Origin of the sequence: Peptoanaerobacter stomatis (assembly GCF_000238115.1) — a bacterium.
In the GTDB taxonomy this organism is placed as follows: domain Bacteria; phylum Bacillota; class Clostridia; order Peptostreptococcales; family Filifactoraceae; genus Peptoanaerobacter; species Peptoanaerobacter stomatis.
Genome location: NZ_JH414549.1, coordinates 106,964 through 126,026 on the forward strand (window position 1 = coordinate 106,964; position 19,063 = coordinate 126,026).

Genomic DNA, 19,063 nt, shown 5'->3' on the forward strand with positions numbered 1-19,063 from the left:
ATTTACTTGTTTATCTTATTATAGAAAATAATAAACTCAGCTCTGTTAAAAAATATTATACTGAACTATGCTGAAAAATACAACAAAAATATTTTAGATTAAGTGATACCTGTTTTATAACAGTTTTTTATTATATTTATCATTAATCGGATAACCGTATTAATTTTTCTTAATTACTATATGTATAACTGCCGTATTAACGGCAGTTTTGTTGTCTAATTACCGAATAGTGAATTTAATGGAGATGATTGTTTCTTTTTAATGTTTGTTATTTCATCTTCAGTCATCAAGGCGGTTTTTAATACCATTTCTTTTTTATTTCTTTCTATTGTTATTGTTACAGGTTTATTCAAGTCTTGACCATACTTATATAAACTTGCTTGTAAATCTGACATATTTTTTATTGTATCATCGTTTAGCTTTATAATTATATCTCCTTTTTTGAGACCTGCTTTTTGAGCCGGTGAATTGTCATATATGCTGTGAACATATACTCCGTCTTTTGTTTGTGTTTCCAATTTTGCTGAATTTTTTATTTGACTTAGCGTAATTGCTTTTACTCCTAAAATAGGCTTATCTTTTATTTCTCCGTTTTCTTTTATTATATCAACGAATACTTTTGCAGTATTTATCGGAATTGAAAAGCCAAGACCTTCTCCTCCTGTTGCCTTAATTGTATTTATTCCTATTACTTCACCGTTTGCATTTAATAGCGGTCCACCACTGTTTCCCTGATTAATTGACGCATCTGTTTGCAATAAATTACTCATAGATGTGGAGTCGCTTACGCTAACCGTTCTGTCTATTCCGCTTATTATTCCTTGAGTCATTGTTCTTTCAAATTGCAAACCTAATGGATTACCTATGGCTATTGCTATATCTCCAACTTCTACGTTATCACTGTTTCCAAGTTTTGCTACCGGATAGTTTTCGCCTTCCACTTTTATTATTGCAAGATCCAAGCTTGTATCATACCATTTTACTTCTGCTTCTTTTGTTGTACCGTCATTAAACAATACATTCACTTTTTCAGCTTGACCGTCTTCTACAACGTGTGAATTTGTCAATATATATCCTGATGAATCAACGATAACCCCTGTTCCAAGACCTTCTCTAACTCTTGAAGTCGCACCGTTGCCAAAATAAAAATCAAAATATGAATCTTGTGATGAATCATCTAAAAAGACTGTTGTTATACCAACTACTGACGGCATAGCCGATTTTGCTACATTTTTATATAAATTTGTAAAATCATATTTGCTTATATCTGCATTTGTTTTTTCTACTGCTATTTCATTAATTGCATTATTGCTTGTATTGGTAGTCATAACTCTATTTGCCTGCGGTACAATCGCCACAAATGTTACAACACATCCGATTACTACCCCTAAAAGTCCCGAAAAAAAGTTGCCCAATCTATTTCTCATTGCTGTTACCTCCAAACTTTTTAATTTTTTCCATCTTGTAAATTCTTATTTCAAGTGCTTATTTTTATGCTTAACACTATCATATAAAGAGCGTCTATACTGTCACTTTCTCTGATGTAGTAAACTGTTCAAGCACTGAAAGTTCTACATCACAACCCACTTTAATACCATGCTCGGATAATATTGAAAGTACACTTTGATAAGCCAATATAGGAACGTTGTTTTGTCTTGACAGGTGAGCAAGCATTATTTTATACGCTTTTTCTTTTACTAAAGATGCTGCACATTCACCAGCACTGTCATTTGACAAATGACCAAAATTAGATTTCACCCTTCTTTTTAATTCATAAGTGTACGGACCTGCATCAAGCATATTTATATCATGATTTGCCTCTAAAATTATTACCTCACATTCTTTAATAAAATTCATCAGCTGTTTTGTTACTATACCGAGATCTGTAACTATTGACAAAGCTTTTTTTCCATCTGTTATTTTATAAGCTACAGGATCTGCAGCATCGTGATTTATAGGAGTTGACGATATCTTTAAATCACCTATGAAAACATCATCCATATTTTTTATAATTTTTATGTTATGCTCTTTAATATTACCTATTTTATGCATCATGCTTTCCCATGTTCCTTGTGTAGAATATATAGGTATATCAAATTTTCTTGATATTATACCCGCTCCTTTTATGTGATCTGTATGTTCATGAGTTATGAACACAGCATTTATACCATTAAGCTCAATATCGTGCCTTGCCAACAAATCTATTATACTTTTTCCACTAAGACCTGCATCTATTAAAATTTTTGTATTTTTTTCCTGTAAGAAATGGCAGTTTCCACTACTTCCGGATGCTACTGATATATATTGCATATCTATCCTCTCATATATGATTTTTAATTCTAACATCTAAGACTTAAATTAATCTAAATACTTTATATTTTTTTAATTTATATTATATTAATACCAAAAATATAGTATCTGCCTATATTTTATTGATATTTATTTTTTAATTTTTATATTATTTTAAACAAAAAGCAAATATTTGCTTTATATCATTTAAGATTATTTTAAAAAATATAAAGCCTTTAATTGACTACAGTTCTTATTATACCACAAAAAAAACACTAAAAAATAGTGTTCTTTAAAAAAAATGAAGCATAAAAAATTTATCTGATAAATATTTTTATACTATTGTATAATTAAATATGGATATTTTTTAATATATTTAATCTTGTATTAACTCTAACAGTATTCAATATTAATCTATTTTCATCGTTTTCTCATCATAAATTGAAATCTTGTCTTTACCTGATTGTTTAGCATAGCGTAAAGCGACATCCGCTTCAGACAATATATGTGGTGGTGCTTTATCTATATCGGCTATTGTTATTCCTATACTCAAACTCACCTGTTTTCCGAACTCATCTTTACATTCTCTTTTAAATCTTTCTTTTATTTGATTAAGTTCTCTTATTGCTTTGTCGATATTTTCATTTATTCCTAAAACAAATTCTTCTCCTCCATATCTTATAGGAACAAAATTGTTGCTCTCATATCTTTTCAATATATTCCCGAATATATTCAATATCCTGTCTCCGGCTGTATGGCTAAACTCATTGTTAACATTGCTCAGATTATCAATATCACATATAGCTATACAAAACTCATTTCCAAACAAACCTTCTTTTGCATCTTCAAAAAATTCTCTAAGCATTATTTTTGTATATACGCCTGTCAATCTGTCAACATTAATACTATTTTTCAGGGTTTGTATATCAATCATTGTAGATATCAGTTTTTCCTGCTTTTTTCTAATATATACCATTATCAATACAGCTAATATAAAAAATATTATAATCATTGTTTCTATCAGTAAAATATCTACAGAAAAAGCGAAATTTACAACTAAATCAGAATCATATTTAATCAAAAATGCACTTATCATTATACAAAATATAGATAATATTGTAATAATAGCCGCCATACCTATACTTCCATATATTACTGATAATAAAATAGGTACTGTGAATATAAAATACACTGCCGAAAAATACTGATGTACAACTGCTACTACAAATATTTGAATTACGAAAGAAATATTTACTACTATGTTTTTAATATTTTCAAATTTTTTATCATTCGTACTATATCTATTGACAAGATATGCAATCAAATATAATAGCAGGTTAATAGATACAGGAGTCAATAAATATCTAATCAGATAAGTAGATGAACTTATATTTATATATTTTTTGTATCCTACAACAAGTATTATCAATTCCATTACAAAAGTTACAAATATAACTAATAATTCTATCTTTAAATGTATTTTTCGCCATTTTTCGTTTAACGGAATAGTTCCTTTTTCTATCAGACTCTCCTTAAATTCATCTTTATTAAAATAATTTATACTGTACATATTATAATCAACTCAATTTCTCTCAAAATTTATAATCCACTATAGCTTACATTATATCATAAAAAAGATGGAATAATTCAAATTTTAACTATTTTTATGCTATTATCTAATTAAATACAGATAATTTTAATATGATATTAAAATTATTTTATAAGCAAAACCGCCAACACTTCTATAAATATCTGCTTTTCATGTAGTTATAAAAGTACATAGAGTAAAATATATTTTAAAATACTTTAATTTAAATAGTATTTAGTATTGATATATTCTGTAAGATAATTTTCAGTGCAATATAAAAAAAGTACATTTATATAAATTTCAAATTTTATAAAAATATACTTTTTTTATATATTTGAATGATTTTATGCACCTAAATATGCTTTTCTTACTATATCATCATTCAACAAATCTTTTGCATTTCCTTCTTTTATTATCTTACCTGTTTCCAATACATAGGCTCTATCTGCAATGCTAAGTGCCATTTTTGCATTTTGCTCTACCAATAATATTGTAGTATTGTTGTTTTTATTGAGGTCTTTTATTATTTCAAATATTTCTTTAACGAGCAAAGGTGCTAATCCCATTGACGGTTCATCTAATATGAGTATCTCCGGTCTGCTCATTATAGCTCTGCCTATCGCAAGCATTTGTTGTTCTCCACCTGACAGAGTTCCTGCAAGTTGCTTTTGTCTTTCTTCAAGTCTTGGAAATCTCTCATATATATGTGCTATTTCCCTCTTTTTATTCTCCATACTATCTTTTATACTGTAACTACCTAACATAAGATTGTCATATACCGTTAAATGCGAAAATATCCTTCTACCTTCCGGTACTTGTGCTATACCTTCTTTAAGTATTATATGTGCCTTCATTTTGGTTATATCTTTATCATGGTAAATTATCTGTCCGCTTTTCGCTCTTATTATTCCTGATATGGTTTGAAGCGTTGTAGTCTTACCTGCACCGTTTGCACCTATCAGTGATACTATTTCTCCTTTTTCTACTATCAGGGATATATCTTTTATTGCGTGTATGTTTCCATAATATACATTCAAATCTTTTATCTCTAATAATGACATAAGTTTTTCCTCCTAATCCCCTAAGTATGCACTTATTACTCTTTCATCTTTTATTACTTCTTGCGGATTACCTGATGCCAACATTTTTCCATAATCCAAAACATTCAATTTTTCACATATTCCAAGCACAAGGTTCATATCATGTTCTATCAATAATATAGATACTTTGAATTTGTCTTTTAATATACCTATTGTTTCCATAAGTTCTGCCGTTTCCGTATCATTCATACCGGCAGCGGGTTCATCCAGCAACAACAATTGTGGAGATGTCGCCATGGCTCTTGCTATTTCCAATTTTCTTTGTTTACCATATGGAAGGTTATCCGCTTTTTCATCTTTATATTCATCTAATGAAAATATTTTTAAAATATCCATTACTTTATGATATATTTTTCTTTCTTCTTTAAAAAATCCTTTTGTTCTGAAAATGGATGAAGAAATTGACGTTTTCATATCTTTATTAAAGGCTACAGCAACATTTTCGACAACTGTAAGTGCTTTAAAAAGTCTTATATTTTGGAATGTTCTTGCTATACCCATAGACACTATTTGATGAACTTTTTTTCCGTTGAGCAAGGTTCCGTTTAATTTTATTTCGCCTTCTGTAGGTTCATAAACTCCTGTAAGTAAATTAAATACAGTAGTTTTTCCCGCTCCGTTAGGTCCTATAAGTCCAACTATTTCATTTTGATATATTTCCAAATTAAATTCTGAAACTGCTTTCAAACCGCCGAATGTTATTCCTATATTTTTTGCTGACAATATAAGATTTTTACTCATTTGCCCCACCGCCTTTTTTCAATTTTGCATTGGGTAGCGCTCTATCAATCAAATTTGTAAGAGAAAACTCTTTTGTTCCAAGCAATCCGTATGGTCTAAATATCATCATCAATATCAATATTATAGAATAGATGAACATTCTATAATCATTAAATCCTCTAAGAAGCTCAGGTAATATAGTAAGTACCATTGCACCTATTGCAGAACCTGTAAAACTTCCAAGTCCTCCAAGTACAACAATAACCAATATATCTATAGATTTATTGAAATCAAAATTTTTCGCTCCCAATATTCCTATATAATGCGCATACATACCTCCTGCTAATCCTGCAAAAAAAGCAGAATATACAAATGCAAGTGTCTTATAAAATGTAGGATTTATACCTGATGCTTCAGATGCTATCTCATCTTCTCTTATTGACAGTATTGCTCTTCCGTGTCTTGATTTCATAAATGTATACATCATAAATACACATAAAACCATGATAATATATATTACTGAAAAGTTTTTATAAAGTTTTATTCCTGTAAGTCCTTTTGCTCCGCCTGTAAACTTAAAAAACTCAATCAAAACTCTTATTATCTCACAAAATGCAAGAGTAAGAATCGCCAAGTAATCTCCTTTAAGCCTAAGTGCAGGTATACCTATGCCCAATCCTATTATAGCAGCAACTAATCCGCCTAATATGAGTGCTACTATATATCCTGCAAATCCCGGAAGTATTCCTGATTTAGTGAACAATCCGGCTGTATATGCTCCTATTGACATAAAACCTGCGTGTCCAAGTGCCATCTGCCCAAGGCAACCTGCAGTTATGTTAAGACTTATTGCAAGAACCATATTTATACATACCAAAATCATTATACCGCTTAAATAATTGGTTATTATGCCTATTTTCATAAGAAAATTAACTAACAGGAACACAGCAGTTACACCGAAAATATTTATTATGAAATTTTTCTTTTTAAATGTATTCATATGCTCCTCCTATACTTTTTCTTTTTTATTTATTCCAAAAATTCCTGCCGGCTTAAATAACAACACTATTACCAATATACCAAATACAACTGCATCTGCTAATTGTGTAGATATATATGCTTTTGTAAGCGCCTCGACTATACCTATTATAAATCCGCCTATCATGGCTCCCGGAATTATACCTATCCCTCCAAGTACAGCTGCAACGAATGCTTTCAAGCCAAGCATAGAGCCCATTGTAGGTGTTATCTGAGGATATGAAGATACATATAATATAGATGCTACAGCTGCAAGAGATGAACCTATCGCAAATGTCATAGATATTATATTATCAACATTTATTCCAACCAACTGTGCAGCAGAAAAATCTTCTGATACTGCAACCATACCTTTACCTGCCTTAGTTTTAGTTATAAATAATTGTAATGATACCATTAATACTATTGATACAAGTATAGTTATTATAGTTGATATATTTATATTCAACTCTCCCATTTGAATCGGAGTTGTAGAAAATACAGTTTCAAATGCTCTCGGATTTGGAGAAAATATAAGCATAAATGCATTTTGTAACAACAATGAAACCCCTATTGCAGTTATAAGCGAAGATATCCTTGCCGAATTTCTCATAGGTCTATAAGCTATTTTTTCTATTAAAATACCAGTAACAGCGCAAAATACTATTGCTGGTACAACTGTAAGCCAAACAGGAAGTCCCATAGATGATAATACAGGTAACGATATGAAAGCAATGTATGCTCCGACCATTATTATATCTCCATGTGCAAAATTGATAAGTTTTACTATACCGTAAACCATTGTATATCCGAGCGATACAAGTGCATATATGCTTCCTATTTGTAATCCGTTTATTAATTGTTTTATGAAATCCACTGATTATCCTCCTTTCTTACTATATATAAATTAAAAAAAGGGCAGCAAAACTGCTTGCATACCCTTTTTTTAAAGCTATTCTAATTTATTCGGCTACCATTTTTTTGTAAAGTTTATATTGATCGCCTTCTATTGTAGTCATAAATACTGATTTTATAGGGTTTCTATTCTCATCAAATTTGAAAGAACCTGTCACTCCGTCATAAGATATATTTTTAAGTGCTTCAACAACTGCCTTTGAATCTGTAGAATCCGCATTTTTCATAGCCTCCGCCATTAAATATACTGAATCATATCCAAGTGCTGAGAATGATTGTGGAGCTTCATTATAAGTGTCTGTATATTTTTTTATAAAATTTTGTACTTTTTCTTCCGGATCATCAAGTGCAAATGTATTGCAGAAATATGCACCTTCTACTGAATTCAGATCATCCTGTTTTATAGATTTTATTACTCCGTCCCAACCATCTCCACCTATAAGTTGTACATTTATTCCGACTTGTCTTGCTTGTGGAGCTATTAGAGATACTTTTTGATAATAATCAGGTATAAATAATACATCAGGGTTTGCATTTTGTATTTTTGTAAGTTGTGATTTAAAATCTACGTCATTTTCTCCATAAGATTCGTCTGCTACTACTTCCAATCCTAATTCTTTTGCTTTATCTACAAACGCTGTTGCAAGTCCGTCTGAATAATCACTTGAATTATTTCTTATTACTGCAACTTTTTGAACTTTCAATTCATCTTTTGCAAATACAGCCATAACCTCACCTTGATATGGATCAATAAACGGTGCTCTGAATATATTTTCTCCATGTGTAGTTATAGATTGTGCAGTTCCTGTAGGAGTAATCATAGGTATTCCTGTTTCTGCAGCAACTAATGCCACTGCATCTGAAGGTTTTGATGTAACCGCTCCTACAAGAGAAACTATTTTATTCTCTACCAATTTATTAAACGCATTTGTTGACTCAACTGCATCATTTTTATCGTCCATAACTTCAAGTACCAATTTTTTACCTAATACTCCGCCGGCTTCATTTATTTCATCTACAGCTAATTTTGCTCCATTCATAGTTGAATTACCGTACATAGCTGCATCTCCTGTGATAGGCCCTATTCCACCTATAAGTATGCTGTCCGATGCCTCCGCTGTATCATTATTATTCGGTTTTTCTTCCGTTTTTCCACATGCTGCCAAAACAAATACCATGGCTACCGTTAAAGCTAATGATAAAAACTTCTTCAAACTCCTTTTCATAAAAATCTCTCCTTAATTTAAAATAATACAATATTATATTGTATAAGAAAAAAAACTGCTCTAAATATTAAGATAAAAATATTTAAAGTAATTTTATAAACAAGAAAATAATAATATTTATAAGCAATTAAAATATTTATTATTTTTTGTATAGTGTAATATTCTACCACAAAAATTTTATTTGTAAAGATTTTTATTATAATTTTACGTACATTTTAAATAAACTATATTTTAAAGTTCAGTATCTATTATTTCGAAATATTGTGCCAATAGATTTGCCGCTCTTTCACAGTCTTTACTTTCAATAACTACGGCTACAGATATTTCTGATGTCGAAATCATCTCTATGTTTATATTATTGTCACCAAGTACTGCAAATACATCCGCTGCAACTCCCGGATTTGTAATCATTCCTGCACCTACTACCGTTATGCAGGCTACATCATCAAGTGCTTCTATTTTTTTACCGTCAAGTGCTATCAATGTTTTTTCCATAGTTTCTATAGCATCTTGTTTTGAATCTTTGTCAATTATAAAACATATATTATTTATTCCCAATTCTCCTGATGATTGTGCTATCAGTCTGACATTTACTTTATTGTCTGCTAACGACTTGAATATGGTTTTAGCAATTCCAGGTTGATCTTTTATTCCAAAAATTGTCATCTTCACTACATCATAATCGTGTGCTATTCCGGTTATTACTCTATCTTTTTCCAATTTATCCACCTCTTGTACCATTGTTCCCTCATTTAAATTAAAGCTTGAGCGAACATGAATTTTTACATTATATAATTGTCCAAGTTCTACACATCTCGGATTTAAAACTTTAGAGCCTTGAGATGCCAATGTTAGCATTTCTGAATATGAAATTAAATTTACTTTTTTAACATTTTTCACTAATCTCGGATCTGCACTATAAACTCCATCTACGTCCGTGTATATCTCACAACTGTCGGCATTTAATGCGGCAGCAAGAGCAACAGCTGTTGTATCTGAGCCTCCTCTACCCAATGTTGTAATGTCATTCTTTTCATTTATGCCTTGAAATCCTGCAACTATTAGTATATTACCATTATCGAGCTCTTCTTTTAATCTATTTGAGTCTATATCTACTATTTTAGCTTTGCTGTAAAAATCATTTGTTTTTATCCCTGCCTGTGCTCCTGTAAGAGATATAACTTTCTCTCCCATAGATTGAATAGCCATAGCCAATAATGATATTGATACCTGCTCTCCTGTAGAAAGCAACATATCCATTTCTCTTTTTGGAGGATTAGGACTTATTTGTCTTGCTAATTCAATTAAATCATCTGTAGAATCTCCCATAGCCGAAACTATTACTACTACTTGATTTCCTTGTTTTTTCGTATTTACTATTCTGTTTGCTACATTTTTAATTCTATCGGCATTAGCAACAGACGAACCGCCATATTTTTGAACTATTAGTGACAACTTTTTTTACCCTCCTATTTCTAATTTTATTGCACCCTCTTTAACAGGGCTAAGTATTTTTATAGTACCTTTTATATTATTTTTTTTACATTCTTCTTTTAAAATTTCATATAACTCCTGGGACATTGTCTTGTGGCAAAACGCCATAAGAGTTGAGCCTGATCCGCTTATAAACGTTGCCAATGCTCCATTTGATTTCATAATATTTTCAAAAAAATCATATTCTTTTATAAGTGATTTTCTATATGGTTGATGAATTTTATCATCCACCACTTTTGATAAAAGTTCATAGTCACTTGTAATCATTGCCATTATAAGCAGAGATGCTCTTGATATATTATATATGCAATCTTGTCTGTCATAGGTCTTGGGCAATATTTTTCTTGCTTCGTTTGTTGACATTTCATATTCAGGTATTAAAACTATCGTATCGAGCATATCAGGTGGCATTATCTTTTTGTATTCAACTGTGTCTCCTAATATAACTGATGCCGTTATGCTTCCTACAAGTGCAGGGGTTACATTGTCCGGATGTCCTTCTATCTCATTTGCAATATTAAGTATCTCATCTTTACTCATATTTGTACCTGCTATATCATTAGCACACAAGAGTGCGCCTATAACTATAGATGAACTGCTCCCAAGTCCTCTTGCTATCGGTATATAATTGTGTATTTTTATCTTTAAGCCTTTAAATTTATATCCAACTTTGTCAAAAAAATACTTTGCCGTTTCATATGCCATATTATTTTCATCCAGCGGTACTGTATCGCTACCATCACCTATAACTTCTATTTCAAGTCCTTTATCAGTTTCTTCAAAACTTATAGTGTTATAAATATTTACAGCCATCCCCAAACAATCGAATCCCGGTCCTATGTTGGCAGATGTAGCGGGAACTTTATAGCTTACCATTAGCCCTCCAATTTTTAGAAAAAATTTTATTTTTCATTAATCAATTTCATTACATTTTCTTTTGTTGCTTTTATTTTTTGTGGTGTAGGTATTTGTGACAATGATGTTGTCGGATCTTTTAATCCGTTTCCTGTAAGCACACAAACAACTGTTTCTCCACCTTTAAATACACCTTTTTCTTTCAAATTAAGAACTCCCGCCAATGTTATACAAGATGCAGGTTCTGCAAATATTCCCTCACTGCTTGCAAGCATTTTATATGCTTCCAAGATCTTTTCATCAGAAATTGCATTTATCTGTCCGTTTGACTCTTTAAGTGCATTTACAGCTTTATCCCAACTTGCAGGATTGCCTATCTTTATAGCTGTAGCTATCGTTTGAGGATCTTTAACAACTTCATTTTTAACTATCGGTGCAGCACCTTCAGCTTGAAAACCTAACAAAGTAGGTAAACTATTTATCTTCCCGTCATTTTTATATTCATTAAATCCCATCCAATACGCTGATATATTGCCTGCATTTCCAACCGGAATTGCTAAATAATCAGGTGCTTTTCCGAGCTCATCGCATACTTCAAAAGCCGCTGTCTTTTGACCTTGAAGTCTATATGGGTTTACAGAGTTTACCAGTGTTATAGGCTCTGTTTTCGCTATATCTCTAACAATATTAAGTGCATCATCAAAATTACCTTCTATTGAAATGACTTTTGCTCCATACATAAGTGCCTGTGCCAGTTTACCCATAGCTATGTTGCCGTCAGGTATAAGCACATAACAGTCAAGATTATATCTTGCCGCAAACGCTGCAGCTGACGCTGATGTGTTGCCTGTAGATGCACATATTATAGCTTTTGAACCTTCTTCTACCGCTTTTGCAACTGCCATTACCATTCCTCTGTCCTTGAATGAACCTGTAGGATTTAATCCGTCATATTTAAAATATAAATCAAGACCTAATTCTTTAGAAAGATTTGTACTTTTTATAAGCGGAGTATCACCTTCCAAAAGTGTTATATCAGGTGTTTTTTCTGTAACAGGTAAATATTTTTTATATTTTTTTATAAGTCCTTGATATCCCATATCTTCCTCCAAATTTTTAATACTAAATATTATCTTCTATTCTTATCATATTACCTATTTCTAAATTTTTATTCAAATTTTTGAGAGATTCTATACATTGTTTAATTTTGCTTTCTTTTACTTTTTCTGTTATTACAATTATCGTATTATTGTTCTGTATATCTTCTTTTATGCTTTTAACTACTCCTATACCCATATTTTCAAAAATTGATAATATTTCTGAGCTGATGTCTATATTGGATTTTAAACTTATCCTTAAATAATACTTGGTAAAAATTTCATCTATACTCAATATTTCTTTCTTCTCAAAATTCCTATCTAATCTTTCAACAGGAAGGTTTAAACTCATATTTTTTATAATATTTACAATATCAGACAATACTGCACTGGCAGTAGGTAAAGAGCCTGCGCCTTTAGCGTAGTACATAGATTCTCCAAGCAGATTGCTTTTTAAATATACTGCATTATAGGCATCTTTAACATTTGATATTTGACAAGTGTTTGGAATAAATGCAGGGTATACATATGCCTCTATTTTCCCATCATTTTCTTTTGATACTCCAAGTAATTTTATGTTATATCCCATTTTTTTTGCATAACTTATGTCTTGCTTAGTAATATTTGTAATTCCTTCGGTATACACATCTTTAAAAGTTACATATGTATTAAAACAAAGCGAAGATAATATAGCTACTTTTCTCGCTGAATCATAGCCTTCTACATCAGAAGTCGGATCAGCCTCTGCATAACCCAATCTTTGTGCTTCTGAAAGCACGTCTTTATATTCCAAGCCTTCTTGATACATCTTGCTTAGAATATAATTTGTAGTACCGTTCATAATACCCGTTACTTTTTCAATTTTCTCTCCAAAAAGATGATTGTTTATAACTCTAAGTATCGGTATACCGCCACACACACTTGCCTCATACATAAAAAAACAATTATTTTCGTAAGCTGCTTTGTATAATTCTTGACCATAAGTTGCAATTAAATCCTTATTTGCACTTACTACATGTTTTCCTCTTTCAAAAGCTGTAAGTATACATTTTTTAGCAAAATCCATACTTCCCATAACTTCAACAACCAAATCTATATCGTCAGTAATAACATCTGTAAAATTATCTGTAAAAATATTGGAATTTATATCTTCAGCTCTTTTTTTAGTCTTGTCTGATACCAATATTTTTTTAATTATAAGATTTGCATTAAATTCTTTTTTTAATTTTTCTTCATTTGATTTTATAGCATTATACACACCGCTACCAACTGTACCGAAACCTAATAATGCGATGTTTATAGTTTTCATAAACCACCTCAAGCCTTCATAATTTTTGCATTATATCTATAGTCAATCAATCCATATTAAGATCACTTTTTCCTTATTATATGTGTATATATAATAAATCACTTTTATAAAATAACGCTTTGTTTTTAAATAATCATTTTGGGTTTTATAAAATAAATTTGTAAGGTTTAACATAAAAGTCATGTATTTAACAAAAATATTTAAGAGATAAATAGTCAATTTTTAAAACAAAATTTCATATATGTTTTATAATATATAAACACAGTATTTATAATATATACACTATATAAAGTAGTAAAATAAAATACAAATATGTTTTTCTTAGGAATACAGATTAATGTCCTACATTATAACACGATAAGTTTTATATGTAAATAGATATAAAATATTTATTTTAAGAGTTTGAAATTATTGAATTTTCAATACAAAACATATATTTCGTCAAAATTCGTCAAAAATCTTTTTTTTATAAAACAATTATAGAGTATTAGAGTTTATTATTTCATCAAATGTTTTTTCAAGTTCTTATGTTGGTGTTTGAATATATGTTTTTATTACTGTATCAAGTGTATCTCCTAATAAATCTGCTACTACTTTTATATTAACACCTTTGTTTAGCATATTGCTTGCGTATGTGTGCCTAAAGCAATGTGCTGATATTTTAAATTTTCTTAAGATACTATATAAAGCACTTTGACAAAATGTGAAAATATATCCGTCTATTGATTGTATTTTTAATGATTTAATCTCGTTATAAAGACCAATCGGTACATCTTCGTGCCAATAAGTATTTTCTTTTGCGTAATATTTATTTTTAAAATAATTTTTTAATTCTTTATTCATTTTTAAATCTCCTTTTATTTATATTCAATCCTCTAATATTAGAATAAATCTTAATATTATTACCATAAAAAAAACAAATACACAAAATATTACAAATTCCTCTTTGTTTGTTGCAATATCAAATATTTTATTAAATATAGTTTTTGCGATAACAAAATAAGATATGCAGTCATAAATTGCTTGTGTGTGTTGGTTAAATAATTCTTTTGTTTTACCATTTAAGCTTAATAAAGTATATTGTATAATTGTTAGTATGGCAATTAATTGTAATGATATATTAAATATTGTTTTATTCAAAAATATATAGTTTAATAAAAATAACAACAATAATAAAAACAGTTTAAATCTTTTCATTTCTTCTGATAGTAACATATTTATATATTGCTTAAAGATTTGAATTTTGTTTTTTTTAATATCTATATATACCATCTCCTTTTTTTTATAATTGATAACTTTAATTTTTTGTTCTACCATTAAATCACCTATCGTTAGCTTTACAGAGAGTAAAAGAGCCTATGATAATTCTTGCAGGTTCGGGTATGATGACGCAAGGAAGGTCTGTTGAATGGGCTAAATGGTTGTTACCTCAAGAAAAAAACGCTGTTTGTTTTTGCGGTTACAGTGGAGAAAATACTTTGGCAAGTGAAATAAAAGATAAAGTCCCGTTTGTTAAAATAGGGAAATCTAAAATTAAAAACAGATCTAAAATTTGTGTTCTTAATAGTTTTTCTTCTCACGCAAAAGTGAACTTATAGAATATTATAAAGATTTAAAGTTTAATAAATTATATTTGGTTCATGGTAACATAGATAGCAGACGTGAATTTGTTAAAATACTGGAAGATGAGTTTTCTAAACGTGATAAAACTTCTAAGGTATATATACCAAGTTATGAAACTACTATACATATTTAATTTAACATCGGATAGTGTATGTTTTTATCAAGATACACTATCTGTTTTAATTTAAGGCGGTGATAAATAAATGGCTGATGAATTACAAATTTTAGTCAGTGCGATTTTAGATGAACAAAACAGTAATGAAAAAATAAATTCCCAATTAAAGGCTCTTAAAGCAAAATTGCCTGTACAAGCTACTATAAGCAAAGAGAGTATTAATGAAATAAAAAAACAAATAGAAAAGTTAGGTAATATTGATTTAAAAGTAAATGTTAAAAACAATGCTAATAACGGCTTAAAAGATGTTGAACAACAGGCAAGAAATGCTACTAAAGCTGTAAGAGAGTTAAGTGATTTAGAAAAAGCTGTATTGTATAATAAAATAGGAGTTTTAAATACAAACTTTGACAGTGAAATTAAAGCTATAACTAAATTAAATGGAAAAATGTCAGAGTTGCTCTCGTCAATAAAAAATTTGAACAGTGAAAATGTAGGACAATTTAATAAAGATTTAGCCACTGTTTTCAATATGCTAAAAAGCCTTGATATAAACAAACCTATAAAAGATATAGAAAAACTTAAAAATGAAATTAATAAATTATCGAATATAAACACCAGTGATTTTACCAATAGATTAAAAGATATTGAAAATAAGTTCAACAATCTGTTCAAAGAAAAAAATATCGCTTCAATAGGAAAACTTAGAGCAAGTTATCAACAAGAACTATCTCAACTTACAAGAGATATTAAAAGTGCAATTCAAGACCAAAACAACGAAACATATAAAAGAAACGCTCAAAACTTTAAAAATATGGTTGATGAACTGCTTAGACAACATTGTATTTACTGCGATAGAATAAACTATTGTAATAATATGTATCAATTAATCATCTTACCTTTCTACAATTAGCATTAAGGTGGTAATGGCTTATATATTATATCATATTTTATTATTGCTTTTAACAAGCAAAATGAAAAAAACTATTGAATTAAACACTTTAATAGAGTATAATTATTTAAATAAATTACATTATAAATTTTTATATAATGTAATTAGTAAAACATACTATTCTTATAAACAAGAGGTGTTTTATTTGAAAAGCTCTATAAAAGAAACACGAGTTGTGTATCATTCAAATTCAAAAAATAAATTAGAAAAATCTATTACTGAAAACAGATTATTTATTTCAAAAGATATATTTTATCTTGGAGATGGTATGTATTTTTGGACTAATGAGAGAGATTGTGACTATTGGTATGAAAAAAAAATTAAAGAAAATAAGAATAATAAAATACAAACAGATATTATAAAAGCAAAATTTTCTTTATGTTACGATAGTAACTGTATATATGATTTAACTTGTGATAAAGAGTTTGAGCTTTTGGAAAAATTAGCACAAAAATTAAAAATTAATAAATGTAAATTAGGTGTATTAATAAATGCGATTTATAATTGTAATAATAAGACAATTAGAAACTATATAAATAACTATAAAGTTTTTAGATGTTTTGTCGAATACAAAAATATAGATAATAATACGTCAAAAAAATATTCTGAAATAATACATAAAAATCAAATTTTTAATGTAAAATGCAAAGAAATATTTTGTGTTAAAAGCGATGATGGTATTATTAAGTTTATAGATGTAATTTAAAAAGAGGGATAATTGTGAGTATAAATTATATGAATGAAATATTAAATTATTTAAACACTTCTGATGGAGAAAAGGAAATAGAAAATCTTAGAAAAACATACTATGATATTCTTGAATCGTATGAGTCTGAAAAATCACACTATGGATTGTCAATATCTAATTTTTTCAATAAATCTATAGAAAATATATCTCATACTTCAACTATTTGTAGTGATTTATCTTATAAACAAAATGGTAAAGCCGATGTTGTTTATGATAATATTAATCTCGATTTTTTACAAACCGTACCTTTGTATTGTAATAACAATAACTTATTTATTAAATATTGTTTTGAAAATACTGGAATTAATCTTCAAAATATAACTAAAATAAAAGGTAAAGAAAAGGTAGCACTTAATTATGTTTCTAATATTAATAAATTAAAATCTATTGATATAGAAGGAGGTTTTAATTGTGTATCTGAAAACATATCAGAAAATTATACAAGAGTTGCTTAAAAGGGGTATTTGTATATGAATAACAAAGTGCAAAGCGTTTTGGCATTAGATGAATTAGTTTTCGATGAAATAGAATTTAAAAGATTGGATTTCAAAAACGACAATGAACTTCAACTGTCATTTGGTGCTAAGATTAGTGAAAATAAAGAAGATAAAAATAAATATGTAACAACTGTTGAGATAAAAGGTAAAAAAGAAAAAGAATATACTTTTGCTGTTAGATTGAGTGGCTATTTTTCTGTAAACGGAGATAATATTGATAATGATAAAAAAAGGCATTTATTAGAGTCAAATTCTATTGCTATTTTAATGCCTTATTTAAGAAGTCAAATATCTACTCTTACTGCTCAACCTAATATGGATTGTGTTGTACTGCCTGTATTTAATGTAAGTGAGTTGTTAAAACAAAGCGGTATTGGGAATGAAGATGAATAATTTTATAAACAAATATAGTCAAATAAACTGATTGGCTTAAAATACAAGGAACCAACCTTGTATTTTTTATTTTTAAGATAGTTTTAATTTCCCTACTATTTTTATAAAATTAATATTTAACACATTATATAGATTATGATATAACGTATTTAAGATTGTCTTATATGCTAAGATAAATAAAAATAAATTTTGCTTAAATAAAATAGTAAGACATATTAGATATAAGGTTGATTAGTTATTATGTTTTTTATGTCAATTTTAGGCTTAATCACCCTATTATAGTTGACAACCTAACAATGTAATTGAAATATTAATAATATTATTATATAATATTGATAAAATATTAGCTTTAGAGTGATGTCGATATGAGTAAAATTTATAAATTGAAATATATATATCCTGCTACAGAGCAAGTATATGGAATGTGTACTGTAAACACTAAAACCATTGTCTATGATGGATTATGTGGTATAGAACTTAGAAATATAGATAAAATACAATGGTATGAAACCTATATAGATTCTCAAAATACGAACAATCAACAATTTAAAAATGCTTTAATAGGTAGTTTTATTGCTGGTTCTACAGGAGCAATTATAGCTTCAGCTTTTAAAAATAATATTCAAAAGCCTTGTCAGTGTATGGAAGTTTTTTATTACGACGACAATCAAATAAAGATAATTGTCTTAGCAGATGTTTTTATAAAATCTCAAGTTAGTGAATGTTTATATTCGTTAAAAGATGTTTTAGTGCAATATAATATTAATGTAAATTACAAAAAAATCAATTTTGAAAATTCTTTTATGTTTAGAAAAAATAATAATAATATAATTAATAATAGTAAACAAAATAACAATAGCGAACAAAATGATATACCAACTCAAATAAAACAATTAGCCGAACTTAAAAAACAAGGTATACTAACAGATGAGGAATTTACAAGTAAGAAACAGGAACTTTTAGCAAGATTATAATATTTTTTTATATAGCTTTTATATTTTCAATTAACATAAGGACTAATCAACCTTATGTTTTTTTATGTCAATTTAGGCTTAATCACCCTATTATAGTTAACAACCTAACAATGTAATTGAAATATTAATAATATTATTATATAATATTGAT

At 28.7% G+C, this 19,063-nt stretch carries 19 protein-coding genes and 1 pseudogene; 6 read left to right on the forward strand and 14 right to left on the reverse strand.

From position 1 onward, the window contains the following. Positions 1–215 precede the first annotated feature (215 nt). From HMPREF9629_RS04060 to HMPREF9629_RS04125, 14 genes are all read right to left on the reverse strand, one after another. Complete coding sequence (locus HMPREF9629_RS04060; protein ID WP_009525081.1) at positions 216–1,427, reverse strand: S1C family serine protease; 1,212 nt, start codon at positions 1,425–1,427, stop codon at positions 216–218. Between the two features lie 94 nt (positions 1,428–1,521). Beyond that, a complete protein-coding gene (locus HMPREF9629_RS04065) occupies positions 1,522–2,310 on the reverse strand; it encodes an MBL fold metallo-hydrolase (RefSeq protein ID WP_009525082.1) in 789 nt (262 codons plus the stop codon). Positions 2,311–2,698: 388 nt separating this feature from the next. Then, positions 2,699–3,859, reverse strand: coding sequence for a GGDEF domain-containing protein (locus tag HMPREF9629_RS04070; protein ID WP_009525083.1), 1,161 nt, complete (start codon positions 3,857–3,859; stop codon positions 2,699–2,701). 362 nt (positions 3,860–4,221) lie between these two features. Continuing rightward, entirely contained in the window at positions 4,222–4,938 is a 717-nt protein-coding gene (locus HMPREF9629_RS04075) for an ABC transporter ATP-binding protein (protein ID WP_009525084.1), read from the reverse strand. Positions 4,939–4,950: 12 nt separating this feature from the next. Further along, the gene (locus HMPREF9629_RS04080; protein WP_009525085.1) at positions 4,951–5,718 is read right to left on the reverse strand and encodes an ABC transporter ATP-binding protein; all 768 of its coding nucleotides are present in this window, start codon (positions 5,716–5,718) and stop codon (positions 4,951–4,953) included. After that, positions 5,711–6,697 (reverse strand): branched-chain amino acid ABC transporter permease, encoded by a 987-nt coding sequence (locus HMPREF9629_RS04085; RefSeq protein ID WP_009525086.1) that lies wholly within the window; start codon positions 6,695–6,697, stop codon positions 5,711–5,713. The genes HMPREF9629_RS04080 and HMPREF9629_RS04085 overlap by 8 nt, the downstream gene beginning before the upstream one ends. A 9-nt stretch (positions 6,698–6,706) precedes the next feature. Further along, a complete protein-coding gene (locus HMPREF9629_RS04090; RefSeq protein ID WP_009525087.1) occupies positions 6,707–7,591 on the reverse strand; it encodes a branched-chain amino acid ABC transporter permease in 885 nt (294 codons plus the stop codon). Positions 7,592–7,676: 85 nt separating this feature from the next. After that, a complete protein-coding gene (locus tag HMPREF9629_RS04095; RefSeq protein ID WP_009525088.1) occupies positions 7,677–8,855 on the reverse strand; it encodes an ABC transporter substrate-binding protein in 1,179 nt (392 codons plus the stop codon). A 231-nt stretch (positions 8,856–9,086) separates the two neighbouring features. Further along, positions 9,087–10,310 (reverse strand): aspartate kinase, encoded by a 1,224-nt coding sequence (locus tag HMPREF9629_RS04100; protein WP_009525089.1) that lies wholly within the window; start codon positions 10,308–10,310, stop codon positions 9,087–9,089. 6 nt (positions 10,311–10,316) lie between these two features. Further along, a complete protein-coding gene (thrB, locus tag HMPREF9629_RS04105; RefSeq protein WP_009525090.1) occupies positions 10,317–11,225 on the reverse strand; it encodes a homoserine kinase in 909 nt (302 codons plus the stop codon). Between the two features lie 26 nt (positions 11,226–11,251). After that, positions 11,252–12,304, reverse strand: coding sequence for a threonine synthase (gene thrC, locus HMPREF9629_RS04110; RefSeq protein WP_009525091.1), 1,053 nt, complete (start codon positions 12,302–12,304; stop codon positions 11,252–11,254). Between the two features lie 22 nt (positions 12,305–12,326). Beyond that, a complete protein-coding gene (locus tag HMPREF9629_RS04115; protein WP_009525092.1) occupies positions 12,327–13,610 on the reverse strand; it encodes a homoserine dehydrogenase in 1,284 nt (427 codons plus the stop codon). A gap of 525 nt (positions 13,611–14,135) precedes the next feature. After that, complete coding sequence (locus HMPREF9629_RS04120) at positions 14,136–14,453, reverse strand: site-specific integrase (RefSeq protein ID WP_009525093.1); 318 nt, start codon at positions 14,451–14,453, stop codon at positions 14,136–14,138. A gap of 24 nt (positions 14,454–14,477) precedes the next feature. Next, positions 14,478–14,927 carry a hypothetical protein gene (locus HMPREF9629_RS04125; protein WP_009525094.1) on the reverse strand — a complete coding sequence of 150 codons (450 nt, stop codon included), beginning with the start codon at positions 14,925–14,927 and terminating at the stop codon, positions 14,478–14,480. Between the two features lie 32 nt (positions 14,928–14,959). On the opposite strand from HMPREF9629_RS04125, the pseudogene HMPREF9629_RS04130 reads away from it, so the two are divergent. From HMPREF9629_RS04130 to HMPREF9629_RS04155, 6 genes and pseudogenes are all read left to right on the forward strand, one after another. Beyond that, positions 14,960–15,208: pseudogene (locus HMPREF9629_RS04130) on the forward strand (hypothetical protein); the annotation flags it as partial. A 228-nt stretch (positions 15,209–15,436) separates the two neighbouring features. Then, positions 15,437–16,261: a hypothetical protein gene (locus tag HMPREF9629_RS04135; protein ID WP_009525096.1), complete on the forward strand. Its 825-nt coding sequence runs from the start codon at positions 15,437–15,439 to the stop codon at positions 16,259–16,261. Between the two features lie 61 nt (positions 16,262–16,322). Continuing rightward, positions 16,323–17,006, forward strand: a complete 684-nt coding sequence (locus HMPREF9629_RS04140) for a hypothetical protein (protein WP_154646053.1) — start codon at positions 16,323–16,325, stop codon at positions 17,004–17,006. A gap of 14 nt (positions 17,007–17,020) precedes the next feature. Next, on the forward strand, positions 17,021–17,503 hold the full coding sequence (locus tag HMPREF9629_RS04145) for a hypothetical protein (RefSeq protein WP_009525098.1): 483 nt from the start codon (positions 17,021–17,023) through the stop codon (positions 17,501–17,503). A 15-nt stretch (positions 17,504–17,518) separates the two neighbouring features. Further along, entirely contained in the window at positions 17,519–17,938 is a 420-nt protein-coding gene (locus HMPREF9629_RS04150) for a protein-export chaperone SecB (RefSeq protein WP_009525099.1), read from the forward strand. A 365-nt stretch (positions 17,939–18,303) separates the two neighbouring features. Then, positions 18,304–18,912 carry an SHOCT domain-containing protein gene (locus tag HMPREF9629_RS04155; protein ID WP_009525100.1) on the forward strand — a complete coding sequence of 203 codons (609 nt, stop codon included), beginning with the start codon at positions 18,304–18,306 and terminating at the stop codon, positions 18,910–18,912. The last annotated feature ends 151 nt before the right edge of the window (positions 18,913–19,063 follow it).